At 74.7% G+C, this 17,847-nt stretch carries 15 protein-coding genes and 1 tRNA gene; 11 read left to right on the forward strand and 5 right to left on the reverse strand.

All coding sequences use genetic code 11. The annotated features are described in order from the left end of the window. Positions 1-6: 6 nt before the first annotated feature. The 3 genes from OG900_26955 to OG900_26965 all read right to left on the reverse strand — a co-directional run bounded on the left by OG900_26955 (position 7) and on the right by OG900_26965 (position 1,889). Positions 7-435, reverse strand: coding sequence for an OsmC family peroxiredoxin (locus tag OG900_26955; GenBank protein ID WUH93394.1), 429 nt, complete (start codon positions 433-435; stop codon positions 7-9). Positions 436-563: 128 nt separating this feature from the next. Continuing rightward, positions 564-1,154: a histidine phosphatase family protein gene (locus tag OG900_26960; GenBank protein WUH93395.1), complete on the reverse strand. Its 591-nt coding sequence runs from the start codon at positions 1,152-1,154 to the stop codon at positions 564-566. 45 nt (positions 1,155-1,199) lie between these two features. Beyond that, a complete protein-coding gene (locus tag OG900_26965; GenBank protein ID WUH93396.1) occupies positions 1,200-1,889 on the reverse strand; it encodes a TetR/AcrR family transcriptional regulator in 690 nt (229 codons plus the stop codon). Positions 1,890-2,190: 301 nt separating this feature from the next. Here OG900_26965 and OG900_26970 point away from each other — a divergent pair, with 301 nt between their 5' ends. From OG900_26970 to OG900_27010, 9 genes are all read left to right on the forward strand, one after another. Next, positions 2,191-3,165: a phosphatase PAP2 family protein gene (locus OG900_26970; GenBank protein ID WUH93397.1), complete on the forward strand. Its 975-nt coding sequence runs from the start codon at positions 2,191-2,193 to the stop codon at positions 3,163-3,165. A 495-nt stretch (positions 3,166-3,660) separates the two neighbouring features. Then, entirely contained in the window at positions 3,661-4,737 is a 1,077-nt protein-coding gene (locus tag OG900_26975; protein WUH93398.1) for a hypothetical protein, read from the forward strand. Positions 4,738-5,347: 610 nt separating this feature from the next. Then, complete coding sequence (locus OG900_26980) at positions 5,348-6,907, forward strand: hypothetical protein (GenBank protein WUH93399.1); 1,560 nt, start codon at positions 5,348-5,350, stop codon at positions 6,905-6,907. Then, a complete protein-coding gene (locus OG900_26985) occupies positions 6,904-8,277 on the forward strand; it encodes an AAA family ATPase (protein WUH93400.1) in 1,374 nt (457 codons plus the stop codon). The genes OG900_26980 and OG900_26985 overlap by 4 nt, the downstream gene beginning before the upstream one ends. Before the next feature lie 68 nt (positions 8,278-8,345). Beyond that, entirely contained in the window at positions 8,346-8,726 is a 381-nt protein-coding gene (locus tag OG900_26990; protein ID WUH93401.1) for a hypothetical protein, read from the forward strand. Positions 8,727-8,833: 107 nt separating this feature from the next. After that, the gene (locus tag OG900_26995) at positions 8,834-9,436 is read left to right on the forward strand and encodes a hypothetical protein (GenBank protein WUH93402.1); all 603 of its coding nucleotides are present in this window, start codon (positions 8,834-8,836) and stop codon (positions 9,434-9,436) included. 56 nt (positions 9,437-9,492) lie between these two features. After that, positions 9,493-9,566, forward strand: a tRNA-Lys gene (locus OG900_27000). A 109-nt stretch (positions 9,567-9,675) separates the two neighbouring features. Further along, complete coding sequence (locus OG900_27005; GenBank protein WUH93403.1) at positions 9,676-12,084, forward strand: phosphatidylglycerol lysyltransferase domain-containing protein; 2,409 nt, start codon at positions 9,676-9,678, stop codon at positions 12,082-12,084. A 423-nt stretch (positions 12,085-12,507) separates the two neighbouring features. Beyond that, complete coding sequence (locus OG900_27010) at positions 12,508-13,977, forward strand: alpha/beta hydrolase (protein WUH93404.1); 1,470 nt, start codon at positions 12,508-12,510, stop codon at positions 13,975-13,977. Between the two features lie 582 nt (positions 13,978-14,559). Here the strand turns inward: OG900_27010 and OG900_27015 are convergent. Next, positions 14,560-15,747: a tetratricopeptide repeat protein gene (locus OG900_27015; protein ID WUH93405.1), complete on the reverse strand. Its 1,188-nt coding sequence runs from the start codon at positions 15,745-15,747 to the stop codon at positions 14,560-14,562. A gap of 265 nt (positions 15,748-16,012) precedes the next feature. Here OG900_27015 and OG900_27020 point away from each other — a divergent pair, with 265 nt between their 5' ends. Both OG900_27020 and OG900_27025 read left to right on the forward strand, forming a co-directional pair. Then, the gene (locus OG900_27020; protein WUH95940.1) at positions 16,013-16,423 is read left to right on the forward strand and encodes a hypothetical protein; all 411 of its coding nucleotides are present in this window, start codon (positions 16,013-16,015) and stop codon (positions 16,421-16,423) included. Between the two features lie 24 nt (positions 16,424-16,447). After that, complete coding sequence (locus OG900_27025; protein ID WUH93406.1) at positions 16,448-17,317, forward strand: fused MFS/spermidine synthase; 870 nt, start codon at positions 16,448-16,450, stop codon at positions 17,315-17,317. An 18-nt stretch (positions 17,318-17,335) separates the two neighbouring features. On the opposite strand, the gene OG900_27030 is transcribed toward OG900_27025, so the two are convergent. Next, entirely contained in the window at positions 17,336-17,821 is a 486-nt protein-coding gene (locus OG900_27030; GenBank protein WUH95941.1) for a hypothetical protein, read from the reverse strand. Positions 17,822-17,847: the final 26 nt, after the last annotated feature.

A 17,847-nucleotide genomic window follows, 5' to 3' on the forward strand; every position in this document is an offset into this window, starting at 1 on the left:
CCTGGCTCAGCTGAGCAGTTCGGCCTCAAGGGTGATGTCCACGCCCGCGAGCGCCTTGCTGACCGGGCAGTTCGCCTTCGCGTCCTGCGCGGCCGCCTCGAAGGCCTCGGCCGACAGGCCGGGGACACGGGCCTTCACCGACAGCGTGATGCCGGTGATGCCCTCGCCGGGCTGGAAGGTGACGTTCGCGACCGTCTGCACGGTCTCCGGCGGGGTGCCGGCGCCGGCCAGGCCGTGCGAGAGGGCCATCGAGTAGCACGAGGAGTGGGCCGCGGCGATCAGCTCCTCCGGGCTGGTCTTGCCGTTGGCGGCCTCGGCGCGCGAGGGCCAGGAGACCTCGTAGGTGCCGACGCCCGAGGTGTCGAGCGACACGGTGCCGGCGCCGCCGATCAGCGCGCCCTTCCACTGGGTGGTCGCGGTGCGGGTGGTTGCCATGGTGAAGCCTCCATCGAGTACGTACCGTCGGTCCGCGGCTCCCGCCGCCTTCCGAACGCTACCCGGTCGGGCCCGCCGACCGGCGCCGGCGTCCTGCCCGGCGGACACGGCCCGCCGCCGCGGCCGCCTCACCCCAGGTGGCCGGTGTCGTTCCAGCGCTCGATCGCGGGCTCGCCGTACGCCCATCCGAGTACCGACAGCGACGCCGGGTCCAGCCGCAGCGCCGCGCCGAAGGACGGCGGCAGCCCCAGCCAGCGGGCGCCGAGCATGCGCAGCACATGGCCGTGCGCGAAGACCAGCACATCGCGCGGCGCCGACCTGGCCCAGGCGACCACGTCGTCCGCGCGCACCGCCACGTCGTCGGGCGACTCGCCGTTCGGCACCCCGTCCCGCCAGATGCTCCAGCCCGGCCGCAGCTCCTGCAGCTGGGCCGGGGTGCGGCCCTCGTAGTCGCCGTAGTCCCACTCCAGCAGCGCGTCCCACTCCTTGGCGCCGGTGAAGCCCGCCAGGTGGCAGGTGTCCGCGGCCCGCAGCAGCGGGCTGGTGCGCACCTCGGCGTCGCGCAGCCCGTCCCAGGGCCGGCCCGCGAGCCGGTCGCCGAGCAGCCGGGCCGTCCTGCGGCCCTCCTCGGTCAGCGGGATGTCGGTACGGCCGGTGTGGCGGCCGGACAGGGACCATTCCGTCTGGCCGTGCCTGACCAGAAGGATGCGCGCAGCCATGCAGGGCGGCCTCTCTTGCGGGGACGGGGAAGCCCCCATCATCGCTCAGACCTGCGGTGTGCCGCCCAGCAGCCCCCGCAGCAACCCGTCGAGGCCGTACTCGAACTGCCCCGTGCCCTCGCTCTTGGGGCACAGCAGCTCGGGCGCGAGCGCGACCAGCGCCGGGTAGGTGTCGCTGGGCAGCGCGGCGATCTTGGCCCGCACCCGGTCCCTGGCGCCCTCCTGGCACAGCACGCGGGCCCGCCGGGTGTTCCACAGCGCGGACCCCACCGTGTACTGCATCAGGGCGACATGCGCGTGCGCGGCGTCCGCGCGGCCGAGGCCGACCCGCTGCAGCAGCCCCAGCATCCGGTCGATCAGCGCGATCGCGTCGTCGCCGCGCAGCGGCCGGCCCGCCAGCAGTTCGAGCGCGGACGGATGTTCGGTGAACAGCCGGTACACCCCGACGCACACCTCGCGCAATTCACTTTTCGGGTCCTCCGAACCACCCGGCGGAAGCTCTATCGTGTCCAGCAGCCGCTGGGCGACGGCGTCACTGATCTCGTCCTTGCCACGGAAGTGCGAGTAGACGGCCATCGTGCCGACACCGAGCTGCTGGGCGAGGCCGCGCATGGTGAAGGCCTCGGCGCCGTCGCGGTCGAGCAGGGTGATCGCGGCATCGAGGATACGGTCGGGGTTGAGCGAATTGCGTGGGGCACGGCGCCGTGGGGGACTGACCGGCTGGGTCACGGACATCGGGATCTCTTGTTCTCGTCCTTCGCTGCGGTGCGCGGTTGCTGCGGTTGCTTACGAACAGGTCTCTCTTATGACACGGGGAGGCAACCCGGGACGGTGCGCCGGGCGTCCTTCGCCTTGCATACCCCGGCGAGGAAAGGTTGAACACCGTACGAGCGTTGAACGCCATGGAAAATCGGGGTTCTGACGCCATGGCCGGGGCGGTGTGCGTACGGTTTAGCGTACGTCGTACGGTAGAGGGTACGCGACAAGTCCATGACCGCCGCCTGCGGCCTTTCGGAGAACCTGGAGAGACGCCCGCATGACGATCACCGCCACCGCGCCGCGAGCTGCCGCCTACCGTGGCAGATTGCGCTGGTGGACCGAGCTGCCGCTTATCGCCGTGGTCTACGGGCTGTACTCGGCCGCGAGACTCATGGTGCGCGGCGATGTGGACGACGCGGTCGAACACGGCGCTGACATCCTGCACTTCGAGCAGCTGACCCACCTCGACCCCGAGCGCTGGTTCAACCAGCTCTTCACCCAGCACGCCTTCCTCGGCGTGCCCGCGGACTTCGCCTACGCGTCGCTGCACTACGTGGTCACCCCGTCGATCCTGGTCTGGCTCTGGCTCCGCCGCCCCACGCACTACCGGCTGGCCCGCACCTGGCTGCTCATCTCCACCCTGATCGGCCTGATCGGCTTCACCCTCGTCCCGACCGCCCCGCCGCGCCTGCTGCCCGGCGCGCACGGCTTCATGGACACGATGGCGCAGTACGGCTCCTACGGCTGGTGGGGCACCGACGCGAGCGCCCCCCGCGGCCTGGGCCACCTCACCAACCAGTACGCGGCCATGCCCAGCCTCCACGTCGGCTGGTCCCTGTGGTGCGGCATCATGCTCTTCCGTTACGGCCGCCACCGCGTCGTCCGCGCACTCGGCGTCCTCTACCCGCTGACCACCGCCCTGGTGGTCATGGGCACCGCCAACCACTACCTGATGGACGCGGCGGCCGGTGTCGCCACGATGGGCGTCGGCTTCCTCCTGGCCCGCCCCGCCCTGCGCCTCGTCGACCGCGCCCACCTCAAGATCCGCGGCCGGTTCGCCCCGCAGCAGTCCGTCACGGTCGCCACGAGCGGCACCCCCGCCACCCAGCCCCTCGACCTGATGAAGCCCGCAGAAGCCGCCGACCCCAGGAAGGTGCCGTCCCCCCGGTCGGTGCCGGTGGGGCCAGACGGCCCGGAGGCGGGCGACGGCAGCGAAGCCGCTGGGCGCGGCGAGCGCAGCCGGATGTCCTAAGGTCTGTCGTTCGGATCTCCGCGGCGTCGCGGTGTCCGGCACGCACATCTGCCCCCTGCCTTCGGCGGGAGGTGCCCCCAGCGTTGTCGTCGGTCGACGACTCCCCCTGTCCTGACGGCCGGGAGGCGCCCCCACCGCGTCGCCTCCTTCCTCCGCCTTGCAGCCGCACGCACCGGACACCGCTCCTTCCTCAAGGAGATCCAAACGACAGGCCCTGACTCCAGCTCCAGGGCGACTGTCCGCCGCCGGGTGCCGTGTCCCGGCAGGTCCCTCGGCCGCTGTCCGGCGGCGGGCGCCGTCCGGCGGGCCCCTGGGGGGCTGTCGCGGTTGCCGTCCGGCGGGTGCCTGCGGCCGCTGACCCAGCGGGGTGAGCGGTGCCAGGTGTCTTCGGCGGGTTCTCCAGCGGTGCCGTACGGGCGCGTACGCGGCGGAGTTCGTGCCTCGGGCTGGGGTGGGTGCGGGGGGATGTCGTATGCGGGTGCCACACTTTCGCGGGTGAGAACTGTGCACCACACGCTGCGGGAGCGGCTGGCCGTTCTGCGCGGGCCCGACGTCGCGCCCCGACCGCTCGACGCGCGCGCACTGGCCGCGCTCGCCGCGAACCCCGGCTGCCGGCGCCGCGCCCTGCTCGACGCCGCCGGCGTCGACAAGGGCGCGGTCGCCGAGGCGCTGGGAGCGCCGGCCCGTTTCGGCCAGTCCCGGTTCGCCTTCTCCCGCGGCCACGCCTTCGAGGCCAGGGTCAAAGCAGGCGGCTGCGCCGAGCTGCTGCGGCTGCTGGGCGCCGACGGGGCGCACGCGGAGGTCCCCGACCTCGGCGCGGCGGGCCCCGAGGGGCGGGCCGCCCGCACCAAGCTGGCCCTGGCCGAAGCCAGGCCCGGGTCCTGGATCCTGCTCGACCACCCGCTGCTGGCCCTTGAGGTCGCCGGCTCCACGGTCTTCCTCGAACCCGACGCGGTCGCCGTCGCCCCCGACGGCGCCTGGACCGTCGCCGAGATCAAGTCCTTCCCCATCCTGGACGGCGGCGCCGACGCCATGAAGGTCGGCGCGGCCGCCCGGCAGGCGGCGGTCTACGTCCTGGCCCTCGACGCGATCGAACCGGGCCGCACCCGCACCGACGTGCTCCTGGTCTGCCCCAAGGACTTCTCCAACCTGCCCACCGCGGAGTGGGTCGACGTCCGCAGGCAGCTCGCCGTCACCCGGCGCCAGCTCGCCCGGCTCACCCGCATCGACGAGATCGCCGCGGCGCTCCCCGAGGGCACCACCTTCGACGTGGCCCGGCCCCGCCCCGACCTCACCGCCGCGGTGGAATCCGTCCCGGCCGCCTACGCCCCCGAGTGCCTCGCCAGCTGCGAGCTGGCCTTCCACTGCCGTGACCGTGCGCGCGCGGCCGACTCCGTCGACGCGCTGGGCCGGGGTCTGCGGTCTGACCTCGGCGCGCTCACCACGGTCACCGCGGTCCTGTCCGCGGCCGCTTCCGCCCCCTGCGGCGTTGACGACGACCCCGCGGTCAGCGCGCTTCGCCGTGCGGCGGCGCTCCGAGCCGAAGCGCTCCGCGCGGACCCCGCGTCGTGACCCGCCGCCCCGCTCCCGGCCCTCGGAGTTCCGCGCGGTTCCCCGCGCCCCTGGGCGGGTGCCCCTTGCGGTGCGCCGCTTGCCCGCGGCGCCGTCGTGGTCGCGCGCGCAGTTCCCCGCGCCCCCAGGTGGGTGCCTCTTGCGGTGCGTCGCTTGCCTGCGGCCCGATGGGGGCTTGTCGCGCGGTTCCTCGCGCCCCTGGGTGGGTGCCTCGTTTTGTCGCGTTCACAGTCGCGGTGCGTCGTGGCGGGGCGCGCAGTTCCCCGCGCCCCTTCGGGCTCGCGTCTCCCGCCGTCAGGCGCTGGTCCCTGCCAGGGGCTCCGCGCGCAGGAGGGCAAGCGTTTTTCAGGGGCGCGGGGAACTGCGCGCCCCGCCGAAGAGGCGGGAGAGAAAGCAACGCCACCGCAAGTGGCAACCACCTGGGGGCGCGGGGAACCGCGCGACAAGCCCCCACGCAGCCGCAGGCAGGCGGCGCCACCGCAGGGGGCACCCACCTGGGGGCGCGGGGAACCGCGCGCGCGACCATGAACCCGCCGGTGGTCCGGCGACCGCAGAGGTACCCGCAAAGGGGCGGCACCGTACCGCAAGGGCACCCGCTTGGCGGTGTCGCGTGACGTTGATGAATGTGCTGGCCCGTGCGGAGGCCGTGGCCCGCGGGCGGGCCGTGCCCGCCGCGACGGTGCGGCACCGGTGGCTCGCCGAGAAACCCCTCGTGTTCGTGCCGCTGACCACCGCGGGTGAGGCCGGCGCCCCGCTCGGGGCGATGCTCGGCACCGAGCGAACCGCCCCGACCGTCCTCGTGGTGCCGCAGCCGCTCGACCGCACCCAGCGCTTCGACTTCTTCGCGGGCCTGGCCGCGGCGATCCTCCCGGTGGTCGAGGGGTACGCCGACGACGTCGAGACGGAGCCGGCCACCCGCAACCGGGAGGAGACGGAGGTCTGCGCCGACGCCCCGCAGGTGATCGTGCCGAACAGCGCGGCGCTGGAGTACGTACGGCTGCTCGGCCGGTCCACCCGCTATCTGCGGACGGTCGAGGACCCGGAGGCCCCGCACCCGGTGCCGGTTCCTGTGCCGCTGCTGGGGCGCTGGCTCACGCACTGGGCCGAGCGGGCGCGTACGCCCGGCAGTGCGCTGCTGGTCGCGATGACGGACCTGCTGACGCGGCACTGGGCCACCGGCCAGAGCGCGATGGAGGACCAGCACCTGGGTGGGCTGCTGGGCTGGATCGACCCGCCGCCGGGGATGGACGGGCCGGCCGCGGCGGCCCGCGCGCAGACCGGGCGCGACCGGTACGGGCTGCTGTTGAGCCCGCCGGCGGGGCCGGCCACCGACCCGGTGTTCGACAACCGCGTGCTGGCCCCGGCGCTGGAGCGCTACGACGCGGCCAGGTCGGCGGGCACGGCGGGCCCGCTGCGGGTCGCGGAGGCGGATGTGCGGCGGCTGGTCGCCTCGCAGTTGCAGCCGACGTGGGACGACGTGTGGCACGGCGTGGACCTGCTGCGGGCGCTGCCCGAGGGCGCGCATGTGGCCGAGCGCTGGAAGCGTGACCGCTGGTCCTTCACCGGCCACCGCGACCGCGTGCGCGCGGGCGAGCCGCCGCAGCCGAAGCGCGACGACGCCGTGACGGCCGCGCAGAAGCTCGCGGGCCGCGAGACCGCCCAGGCCCGGCTCTTCGCGCAGGAGGCGCTGGACGACCCGCTGGTGATGGCGGCCAGGCGGCTGGCCGGCGAGGCCTTCGCGGGCACGGTGCTCGCCGTGGAGATGACGTATTCGGAGGGCCGCCGCCCGATGCCCCGCCCGGTGCTGACCGTGGCCACCCCCGACGTCCCCCAGGCGGACCCGGGCGTGAAGGCCTACCGCGCCCTCCCGGACGCGAAGTCGGCCCAGACGGCCGACGTGCTGGCGGTCGTGGCCGCCCAGGAGCCCGATCGGTGCACCGTCACGGTCAGGCTCACCGGCGGGATGGGTACGGGCAAGGCGCCGCGGGAAGGCTCGGTGCCGGAGGTGGGGGAGAGGGTGACGTTCACGCTGTTCGCGCACGACCCGCGCGGCGGGCCCGCGCTGCCGGAGGCGGAGGCGACGCCGTGGACGCACGGCGGGCCGCCCGGCGCGGGCGGCAGCGGACCTGGTGACGTACCGGACATCGTGACGGCGGAGGACTTCCTGTGACGCGGGGCGCGGACGCGACCGACGGGCCCGGCGAGCGGTTCGACCCGGGGGCCGAGGCCGCCGCGGCGACCGCGGCGATCCTGGACAGCACGCTGCACGGCACCGCCCGCGGTGTGGTCGTGGACTCGCCGCCCGGGGCGGGGAAGTCGACGCTCGTGGTGCGCGCGGCCCGCGAACTGGCCGCCGCCGGGGAGCGGTTGATGATCGTCGCGCAGACGAACGCCCAGGTGGACGACCTCGCGGACCGGCTCGCCACCGCCGAGCCGACGCTGCCGGTGGGCCGGCTGCACGGCGCGGACTCGCCCCCTGACCCGGTGCTCGACCGGCACCCCGAGGTCTTGAAGTCCTCCTCGGTCGCCGACCTCCGCGACCGTACGGTGGTGATCGCGACGGCCGCGAAATGGGCGTACGTCAAGGACGTCGAGCCCTGGCGGCACGCCATCGTGGACGAGGCCTACCAGATGCGGTCCGACGCGCTGCTCCAGGTCGCGGGGCTGTTCGAGCGGGCGCTCTTCGTCGGGGACCCGGGGCAGCTCGACCCCTTCAGCGTGGTCGGCGCCGAGCAGTGGGCCGGGCTGAGCTGGGACCCGTCCGCGAGCGCGGTGGTCACGCTGCTGGCGCACAACCCGGGGCTGCCGCAGCACCGGTTGCCGGTGTCGTGGCGCCTGCCGGCGTCGGCGGCGCCGCTGGTGTCGCGGGCGTTCTACCCGTACACGCCGTTCAGGAGCGGTACGGGGCACGGCGACCGGCGGCTGGGCTTCGGGGTGCCGGGGGACGGCGGCGGGCCCGACCGGGTGCTGGACGAGGCGGCCGCGTCCGGGTGGGGGCTGCTGGAACTGCCCGCGCGGCACACCCCGCGTACCGACCCCGAGGCGGTACGCGCCGTCGCCGCGGTCGTACGGCGACTGCTGGACCGCGGCGGGGTGACGTATTCCGAGCGCGGCAAGGACCCCGCGCCGCTGACCGCCGACCGGATCGCGGTCGGCACCGCGCACCGCGACCAGGCCGCCGCGGTGCGCGCCGCGCTGGCCGCGCTCGGGGTGCCCGCCGGCCCCGGCGGGGTCGCGGTGGACACCGCGAACCGCTTGCAGGGCAGGGAGTTCGACGTCACCGTCGTCCTGCACCCGCTGTCGGGGCGCCCGGACGCCACCGCCTTCCACCTGGAGACGGGCCGGCTGTGCGTCCTGGCCTCCCGCCACCGGCACGCCTGCATCGTGGTCTGCCGGGCCGGCGTGGCGGACCTGCTGGACGAGCACCCGTCCTCGGAGCCGGTGCGCCTCGGCGTCACCGTGAAATTCCCCGACGGCTGGGAGGCCAACCACGCCGTGCTCGCCCACCTCGCGGAACACCGGGTGGGCTGGCGCCCCTGAGCGAGGCCCTGGGGGGACTTGCGCGGACGCGGGACAATGGAAGGCGGAACCGACCCCGGAGGTACCGCATGTCCGAGCCGCGACCGGCTCGCCCGTCCCGCGAGTCACGTGACCCCCGCGCCGACCGGCCCAAACGCCCCGCCCCGCTGCTGTTCGAACCCGGTGCGCCCACCGACACCGGCGGCGACCGCTTCTTCGAGCTGGACTCGATGGACGACCCCCGGCAGCTGCTGGCCAGGGCCACCGAGCTGGAGCAGGCGTTCCGTACCGCTGCCGATCGGGCGAGCGAATTCCAGGCCATCGCCGCCGCCCAGCTCACCGACCCCCGCCGATTCGACCGGCTCACCGCGGCCGACCTGGCGGAACAGGCCGGCTGGACCGAGGACTACGCCAAGAAGATGGCCGAGTACGGCCAGAGCCTGATCGCCGGCGGCGGTGTCACCCCGTAACGGACCGGTCGCCGTGGGTTCGGCAGGGTACGCCTCCTCCCCGTCCCTGTCGCGTATTCGGCGGATTTGCCCGGACGCCGCCCGGCGGGGCGGTACCTGTAGATGCCATGGATGAATGGCAGGGGAGCACCAGCGTCGTCGGGATCGTCTCCGAGGCCCAACGGCGGCAGCACACTGCGTTTGTCACCCCGGAAGGGGCCGCCTGGCTGGCCTCCGCGAGCGCCTTCCCACGCAGCGTCGAGGCCCTGTGGTCGGCCCGTCCGGGCGCCCCGAGCGTCCTGCCCTGCGGCAGGACCTTCGACGTGGTCAACCTCACCGCCCTCTTCGGGCGCCGGGTGCTCGAACAGCTCTGGGCCTCGGGACCCGGCAGCGGACCGGTCGCCGTCCACCGCGGCCGGGTCCTGCTGCTGGTCTCCCCCGGCACCGCCCAGCGGCTGCCCTCGCTGCTCGGCTGGGAGGAGTGGGCCGCCGCCGTCCCGCCGATGCTGTGCCACGGAGCCGGCGACGCGGTGACCGTCCCGCCGCTCTGCGAGGACCCCGCCGCCGACGCCTGCGACGGCACCGGGATGTCCCGCTGGGTCGTCGCCCCCGACACCCGCCACCCCTGGCTGCCGGGCCCCGACATCCTGCTCTGGGCCTGCGTCCGGGCCGCCAGAACCGTCCCCGTGTCCACCCCTCCCGCCCTGGTCGGGGTGCGGGGAAGGGCGTGACCGCTATCGATTTTCCAGGTCGCCGGGGTGGGTGCTAATGTCTACGACGTCAGCAGGCGCCGCTAGCTCAGTTGGTTAGAGCAGCTGACTCTTAATCAGCGGGTCCGGGGTTCGAGTCCCTGGCGGCGCACCTGAAGCGAAGGCCCTCCGTTCTCCACGGGGGGCCTTCGGCGTACCCGGATCATGCCGCCCGGCGCGCCGCCCGGCCCGGTGCGTCCACGACCACCACGCTGGTCCCCATGGGGCACTGGTCGCTGACCGAGGCCGTCAGGGTGGAGATTTCCGGCACCGGCGGCCGGACACCGCTGTTCCTGCTGCTCGCCGGCCTGCTCGGGTCGTTCCTCTTCATCCGCTTCAGCGTCCGGATGATCCGCAGGGGAGTGTCCTGGTGGCCCGGCAACGTCCAGCCCGGCGGACTGCACATCCACCACGTCGTCTTCGGCCAGGTGATGATGATCGTCGGCGGCGTCGGCTCCTTCGCCGTCCACGGCGGCCCGCTCGCCCACGACATCCTCGCCTTCGTCTTCGGCGCCGGCTGCGGCCTGGTCCTGGACGAATTCGCCCTGGTCCTGCACCTGGAGGACGTCTACTGGCGCGAGGAGGGCCGGCAGTCCGTCGACGCGGTCATCCTCGCGGTCTCCGTCATCGGCCTGCTCCTCATCGGCCAGGCCCCCCTCGGCGGCTACGTCGGCGGCACCTCCTGGACCCCCTACGCCGTCGCCGCCCTCCTGCTCGGCTTCGTCGTGCTCTGCCTGCTCAAGGGCAAGGTGTGGACCGGCCTGCTCGGCGTGATGCTGCCCTTCCTCGCCGTCATCGGCGCCCTGCGCCTCGCCCGGCCCGCCAGCCCCTGGGCCCGCTGGCGCTACGGCAGCAGGCCGCGCCGGATGGCCCGCGCGGAACGCCGCGAGGACCGCATCCACCGGCGGATGGTCGTCCTGAAGACCCGCGCCATGGACGCCGTCGCCGGCGCCCCCAACCCGGTGTCCCTGACCAAGGCCCCGCCGACCCGCGCCACCATCGTCGACCTGCCGCCCTCCCGCGTCGAAGTGCTGCTCGCCCGGGTGCTGCGCCCGCTGCGCGACCCCGGCGCCGCCGCCGCCGTCTGGTACCTGCGGGCCGCCACCGCCGTCAACGTCGTCACCGGCGCCGTCGTCCCCTTCCGCGACCGGGTGCGCGCCGCCACCAACGGCGAATACGTCACCGCCTTCCTGGTCAGCCCCGGCTTCACCGGCGCCGCCCTCGCCCTGGTCCTGTCGATCAGCCTGCGCCGCCGCAAACGCGCCGCCTGGATCGTCACCACCGTCCTGACCGTGGCCTACACCCTCACCATCGCCACCACCATCGCCGCCGTCCGCGAATCCCGCGGCCACCCCTTCAACTGGGCCTCCCTCGGCATCACCCTGCTCTTCCTCACCGCCCTGCTGGTCTCCCGCCCGCTCTTCAACGTCCGCGGCGAACCCGGCAACGTCGCACTCGGCCTGACCAGCCTGCTCATCGGCGCGGTCATCGCCGTCGGCGTCGGCACCCTGCTGGTCCACGCCACCGACGAGGTGCCGCCCCGCCAGTGGAGCGCCAGCCTGCGCTACGCGGTCGTACGCGTCCTGACCGTCTCCGGCCTCTTCGACCTGCCCGGCATCACCGTGCCCGGCTGGACCGACCTGGCCATCAACATCCTCAGCGTCGCCCTGATGCTCGTCGTCCTGCTGGCCTTCTTCCGCGCCCCCCGCGGCCGGGCCCGCCTCGACCCCGCCGACGAACGCCGGCTCCGCGCCCTTCTCCGCGCCTACGGCCGCCGCGACTCACTCGGCTACTTCGCCCTGCGCCGCGACAAATCCGTCTGCTGGACCCCGTCCCGCGACGCCGCGATCCTCTACCGCGTCGTCAACGGCGTCGCCCTCGCCACCGGCGACCCCCTCGGCCCCCGCGACGCCTGGCCCGCCGCCGTCGCCAACTGGCTCACCCACACCCACCGCCACGCCTGGGTCGCCGCGGTCACCAACGCCGGACCCGACGCCGTGGAGGCCTACGAAGCGGCCGGCTTCCACGGTTTCGCCTCCGGCGAGGAAGCGGTGGTGGACGTGGCGTCCTTCACGGCGGACGGCACCGCGCTCATCGGGGCGCACCGGCTCGTCGCCGACGCCGGCTACACCACCGCCCACCGGCGGCAGGCCGCCATCGACGCCGACGAATTCCGCCGCCTCGGGCAGCTCGCCGACGCATGGCGCCGGCATCCTGCAGAACGCCGCTTCGCCGCCGCCCTCGGGCGGCTCGGCGACCCCGCAGACGGGGACTACCTCCTCGCGGAGTGCCGCGACCCCAACGGGCGCACCTGCGCCCTCCTCGGCTTCGTCCCCTGGGGCCGGGACGGGCTCACCCTCGACCTCCTCCGCTACGACCGCGACTCCGGCCGCGCGCCCGTCGACCACCTCCTCACCGACCTCCTCCTCACCGCCGCCGGCGCCACCGCCTCCCCCCTCACCGGCGTGACCCGCCTCTCCCTCAACATCACCTCCACCCACCCCCACCCTCCCTGGCACCCCCCAACGCCCCCGTACACCCCCTACGCCCCCCACCGGCACCCCCGCTACCTCCTCTACGAACGCCGCCTCGACCTCCCCCGAGTAGCCGCAGTGGCCCTCCGAGGCTGAGCCCCCTCCGGGGCTGAGCCCCCTCCGGGGGTGGGCCGACGTCGGCGACCGCACGCCCGTGCGTGACGGGGTGCTGCGGCGCAAGGAGTCCGGCTGGGGGTGAGGCGTGGTTGGCGGCGCCCCCGACCGGCCTCACCCCCGCCCTCCACGGATGTGCAGACGCCGGCGGTGGGGAGGGGACGATCCGGGGGTGTCCCCGCAGGACTGCGCACGACTCCCGCTGGAACGTTCGGGAAGGGCTCAGGTGCGCAGTCCGAGGAGATACCCCCGGAGCGGCACCGACACGACCACCACCGGCACCCGCACCCGACCGACCACCCGCACGGGCGAGCGGGCGGGGCGAGATGGGGGTACCCCCATGCGGAGCTACGGGGGAGGGCGGGCGAACGGGCGGGCAGGAAAGAACCGACCTACGTTGATTTCATGGCCCGCATAAGAACCGTCGCCGCCGTCGCCGCGGCCCTGACGGCCACCGCCCTCGCAGCCCCGCCGCAGGCGAAGAGCTCGGCCACCCGCACCCCGTACGACCAGAACATCACCTGGGCCGGCTGCTCCGGAGTCCAGGGCCCCGCCTCCCTGGAGTGCGGCACCCTCACCGTGCCCCGCGACTACGCCGACCCGGAGAAATCCGGCGACCTGGACATCGCGGTGAGCCGCATACCGGCGACGGGCCCAGGCCCGCGCCTCGGCTCGCTCGTGGTGAACTTCGGCGGCCCCGGCATCCCCGGCATCACGGAACTGGCCGAACGCACCGCGGCCGGCCAGCTGGCCCACCTCAACAGCCGCTACGACCTCGTCGGCTTCGACCCCCGCGGCACCGGCCGCAGCTCCCCGGTGGACTGCGGTGACCTCTCGGGTGTGACCGCCACCGACCCGGTGGCCCAGGCCCGCCAGGTGGCGCAAGCCTGCCGCAAGCACTCCGGCGGACTGCTGCCCTGGGTGGGCACCCCGAATGCCGCAAGGGACCTCGACGTCGTACGGTCCGCCCTCGGTGACGACCGCCTGACCTACCTCGGCTTCTCCTACGGCGGCCGCCTCGGCTCCGTCTACGCGCACGAATTCCCGCAGCACACCGGCCGGATGGTGCTGGACGGGGTGCCGGACCCGACGCTGGACGACACGGAGACGGCGCTGGCCCAGGCCGCGGCCTTCCAGCACGCCCTGGGCGACTTCGCGGCGGACTGCGCGGCGCGCGGCTGCCCGGTGCCGGGCCGCACCGGCCCCGAAGTGGTCGCCGGCATCGCGGCGGCCGGCCGCGGCCTCGACGCGGGCGGTCTCGCGACCGTGTCCGGCCGGCTGGACCGGGCGGGCTATCTGCAGGGCGTGCAGAACGCGCTGTACTCCAAGGACGACTGGCCCTACCTGCGCGAAGCGCTCAGCGCGCTGCACGGCGGTGACGGCGAGCCGATGATGCAGCTCGCCTACCCCGGCCAGCTCGGCGTGGCCTCCGCCGCGACGCCGTCGGCCTGGTCGACACCGGACAACTACGAGATGGCCAAGCTCGCGATCGACTGCCGCGATACGCCGGAGCGGCACAGTGCCGCCGGCGTGCACGCCCTCGACGGCCGCTTCGCGGCCGCCTCCCCGGTGTTCGGCTCGGCCATCGAGGCGACCCTGCTCTCCTGCACGGGCTGGGCGCCCGGCGACCCCGCGTCCCGCCGGGTGGCGGCCCCCACGGCGCCGCAGGCGCTGCTCGTCAGCACGACGGCGGATCCGGCGACGCCGTATGCCGGGGCGGCGCGGATGGCGGCGGCGCTCGGGAACGGCAGCCGGGTGCTCACGTACCGGGGTGAGGGGCACGGTGCGTACTTCGCGCACAACCGGTGCGTGGTCTCGACGGTTGAGGCGTATCTGGTCGAAGGGGCGATGCCAAGCCGCGGCGCGGCGTGCTGAATTTGGTTTTGTTTGCCCGCCCCTCCCCCATGGCTCCGCATGGGGGTACCCCCATCTCGCCCCGCCCGCTCGCCCGTGCGGGTGGTCGGTCGGGTGCGGGTGCCGGTGGTGGTCGTGTCGGTGCCGCTCCGGGGGTATCTCCTCGGACTGCGCACCTGAGCCCTTCCCGAACGTTCCAGCGGGAGTCGTGCGCAGTCCTGCGGGGACACCCCCGGATCGTCCCCTCCCCACCGCCGGCGTCTGCACATCCGTGGAGGGCGGGGGGTGAGGCCGGTCGGGGGCGCCGCCAACCACGCCTCACCCCCAGCCGGACTCCTTGTGCCGCCGCACCCTGCCCTGCTCACCCACCCGCACCCCGTCGCGCACGGGCGTGCGGTCGCCGATGGCGAGCAAGCCCCCACTGGTGGACCGTTCGCTGAACTACTACCCGCACGGGCGAGCGAAGCGAGATGGGGGTACCCCCATGCGGGGCCATGGGGGAGGGTGGGAAACGGCCCGCGCCGCAGGCGCGGGGACCACGCACGGACGGGGCCAGCCGTCGATGCCGGCGTACCCCCGCGTGGGCGCGGGGCGCGGGCCCCGTCAGGTGGTGGTGAGCATCGTGCGGACCCGGGTCGAGCGGACGCTCGGGAGGAGGCGGCGGGCGGCGGAGGCGACGGAAGAGGCTTCCGCGGGGGATCCGGCGCGGCGGAGGCTGAGGGCCAGCTCGGCTTGGTAGAGGGCGAGGTTGCGGACGAAGTGCGGGTCCTGGAGGCGCACCGCGCGCCTGGCGGCCCCGGCGGCCCGCGCAGGCCGCCCCAGCGCCGCCCAGGCCTGCGCTTCGAGCGAAGCCAGCTCGGCCTCGCCGAAGAAGCTCATCCACGCGGGGTCGCCGTCGCGCGGCCCGCGGTCGTAGAGCGAATGGGCTCGGGCGAGCGCCAGCTCGCAGCGGCGGAGTTCGCCGAGTCCGCCGAGCCCGCCGGCTTCGCGGAGGGCGAGGAGGGAGAGGAGCCGGGGCGAGCCGAGGTCGCGGGCGAGGAGTTGCGCGGCCTGGGCGGCGCGTACGGCCTCCCGGTGGCGCCCGGCGTCCCGGGCGAGGAAGGACGTGTTGCAGAAGGCGTGCACTTCGAGTGCGGGATCGGCGGCCATCCGGGCGGTGGCGAGGGCCTCGGCGTAGTGGGAGCGGGCTTCGGGCAGCTGCCCGGAGTCGTGGGCGAGCCATCCCACGGAGATGGCGAGCTCTCCGGCCCCGGAGGCGAGCTTCGTGGCGGTGGCGGGGCTGTGGGTGGTTTCGTCGAGGAGGTGGTAGGCGCCGCGCAGGGCGCCGGCGGCGGCGGTGTAGAGCCCGTCGCCGCCGTGGCGGTCGTCGTGCAGCCTGATCTGCCGTACGGCTTCGTGGACGGCGGCCACCTCGGCCGCGCCGGCGCGGGTGGGCGGGTCGGCGCGGGGCAGGAGCGCGGCGGCGAAGGCGGCCGGGCCGCCGGTCATGAAGGCGCGGCGCTGCACGTCGCTCTCCTCGTGCGGGGGATCGGGCGGTGCGGCGGTGCGGCGGCCGCGTACCGCCTCCCGGGGTGCGAAGCCGAGGTCCGCGGGGGTGAGCCCGGGGAACATGTGGCGGAAGACCCGCTCGTAGGCGTAGTTGGGGCAGCGGATCTCGCCGCTTTCGAGCCGTCCGATGTAGCGGGCGTCGCAGCTGACCTGCTCGCCGATCTCGCGGGCGGCCCGCCGGACGGCCGCGGCGAATTCGGCGGGGGACCGGTCGCCGCGGAGCCGCCGGATCGCGGTGTTCACGGGTGGGGCGGGTGGGGCAGGGGACGGCGGCACGGCGGACTCCCACGGCGTTCGGTGCCGCTCGGCGGCGGGACGAACGTACCGGCCGCCAGGAGGGATCAAATGCCTGATTTAGCGACAAAACGGATATCTCGTGCACGATCTGCCATGAAACGCCACCCTTTACGGCATGAAACGCACGTAGCCGTTGACGCCGTCCCGCGTTGTACGGGGTGTTGCACAGGAACAGCGTGCGCCGATCCCATCGTGAGGAGCGTTTGCCTTGTTGGACACCAGCGGTACGCATACGTCGGGTCCGAGCGCGGAGGGCAGCGAACTGCCGCCTCCGTGCGACCTGGTGACCGTGCCGACCCGGCAGGGTCTCGAAGCGGTGGACCTGCTGCGGCACGGCAGCGGTGTGGGCCCGGTGCTGCACGACGACGCCGGCGCCAGCCTCGGCTTCCTGGTGCCGCCGGGCACCGCGGACTGCTGGGACATGCCGGGCAGCTCGTGTACGCGCACCGACGGCCGCGGCCTGGTCATCGGCGGGGCGCCGCCGGTCGCCGGCAGCGGGTGGCTGCTGCCGCCGCACACCGACACGGCGGTGACCGATCCCGCGGTGCTGCGGGCGGCGCTCGGCGAGGCCGCGAGGACCATCGAGCTGGTGGACGGCTGCCAGGGCCTGCGCGCGCTCTAGCCGTCCTGCACCGATAATCGGCGCATGGCAGGCAAGAGAGAGCGCGGCGGCCGGGCCCGCACACCCGGCGCGGTCACCGCGCAGGTCGGGGGCGGCTCGGCGGCCCTCGTACCGGACCGGGAACGCCCGCAGGCCTGGGCGCTGGTCGTCGAGGGCGCCCCGCAGTCCCATGTCGACCTGGCGGTGCCCGACCACCTCGGCTTCTCCTACCAGCGCAGGCTGGGCCATGTCATCGACCTGGTCGCGCCCCCCGGAATGCCGCTGCGGGTGCTCCACCTCGGCGGCGGCGCGCTGACCCTGGCGCGCTACACCGCCCATACGCGGCCGCGCTCCACCCAGCAGGTCATCGAGCTGGACTCGGCGCTGGTGGACCTGGTCAGGACGCATCTGCCGTGGGACCGCGGGTGGCGGATCAAGGTACGCGGCGGTGACGCGCGGGCCGGCCTGGCGAAGCTGCCGGACAGCTGGGCCGACCTGGTGATCGCCGACGTCTTCACGGGCGCCCGCACCCCCGCCCATCTGACGAGCGCGGAATTCCTCTCGGACGTCCGCAGGGTCCTGCGGCCCGGCGGGGACTACGCCGCCAACCTCACGGACGGCGGCGCCCTCGCCTTCCTGCGCGGCCAGGTCGCCACGGTCCGCGCCGCCTTCACCGAGGTCTGCCTCGCCGCCGACCCCGCCGTCCTGCGCGGCAGGCGCTTCGGCAACGCCGTCCTGTGGGCCGCCGACCACGACCTCCCCGTCGCCGACCTCACCCGCCGTGTCGCGACCGACCCCCACCCCGGCCGCGTCGAGCACGGCGCCGCGCTGACCGATTTCACCGCCGGAGCGGCAGTGGTGACCGACGCCACCGCCCTCCCCTCGCCTCCGCCGCCCCCCGGCGCCTTCGGCTGAGCCGGGAGCCGCCCGGGGCTACTCCTCGTACGACTGCACCGCCGGCGGGTGCCCGTTCCACGTGCAGAAGAGCGTCGACGCCGAGGCGCCGGAGGTGAAGGTGACCCGCAGCCACCCGTCCTGCGGCCAGACCTGCATCTGCCAACCCGGGTTCGGCGTCGCCGAGACGAGCGTGGCCGTGCTCGGGCCGAGCGCGAGGACCACCCGCCCGCCCCGCATGGTGTAGCCGTGCACACGGCCGGAGGCGGACGGGGTGGGGGGCGGCGGGGCGGAGCGGGGTGGCGGACGGGTCGGCGGCGTGCGCCGGGCGGGAGTGGTGGTCGTCGGGGCCGCCGTCCGGGGGCGCCGGGTCGAGGAGGCCACCGGGGGCGCCGTCACCGGGAGGGCGCGCGGCGGGTCGTAGGCGGTGCCGCGCAGCACGCTGTGGACGCCGAACCAGGACAGCGTCGCCGCCGCGGTGGTGGTCAGCGCCCAGACGCAGGTGTGGAGCAGCCCCCGGTGCACATCGGCCATAGTGCCGCACCACGCGG

This window comes from Streptomyces sp. NBC_00433, assembly GCA_036015235.1.
Classification (GTDB): domain Bacteria; phylum Actinomycetota; class Actinomycetes; order Streptomycetales; family Streptomycetaceae; genus Actinacidiphila.

Excerpts from the sequence above, each read along its gene's own strand:
- OG900_26955 (WUH93394.1), bottom strand. The coding sequence starts at position 435 with ATGGCAACCACCCGCACCGCGACCACCCAGTGGAAGGGCGCGCTGATC.
- OG900_26960 (WUH93395.1), bottom strand. The coding sequence starts at position 1,154 with ATGGCTGCGCGCATCCTTCTGGTCAGGCACGGCCAGACGGAATGGTCC.
- OG900_26965 (WUH93396.1), bottom strand. The coding sequence starts at position 1,889 with ATGTCCGTGACCCAGCCGGTCAGTCCCCCACGGCGCCGTGCCCCACGC.
- OG900_26970 (WUH93397.1), top strand. The coding sequence starts at position 2,191 with ATGACGATCACCGCCACCGCGCCGCGAGCTGCCGCCTACCGTGGCAGA.
- OG900_26990 (WUH93401.1), top strand. The coding sequence starts at position 8,346 with ATGTCCGAGCCGCGACCGGCTCGCCCGTCCCGCGAGTCACGTGACCCC.
- OG900_26995 (WUH93402.1), top strand. The coding sequence starts at position 8,834 with ATGGATGAATGGCAGGGGAGCACCAGCGTCGTCGGGATCGTCTCCGAG.
- OG900_27005 (WUH93403.1), top strand. The coding sequence starts at position 9,676 with ATGGGGCACTGGTCGCTGACCGAGGCCGTCAGGGTGGAGATTTCCGGC.
- OG900_27010 (WUH93404.1), top strand. The coding sequence starts at position 12,508 with ATGGCCCGCATAAGAACCGTCGCCGCCGTCGCCGCGGCCCTGACGGCC.
- OG900_27025 (WUH93406.1), top strand. The coding sequence starts at position 16,448 with ATGGCAGGCAAGAGAGAGCGCGGCGGCCGGGCCCGCACACCCGGCGCG.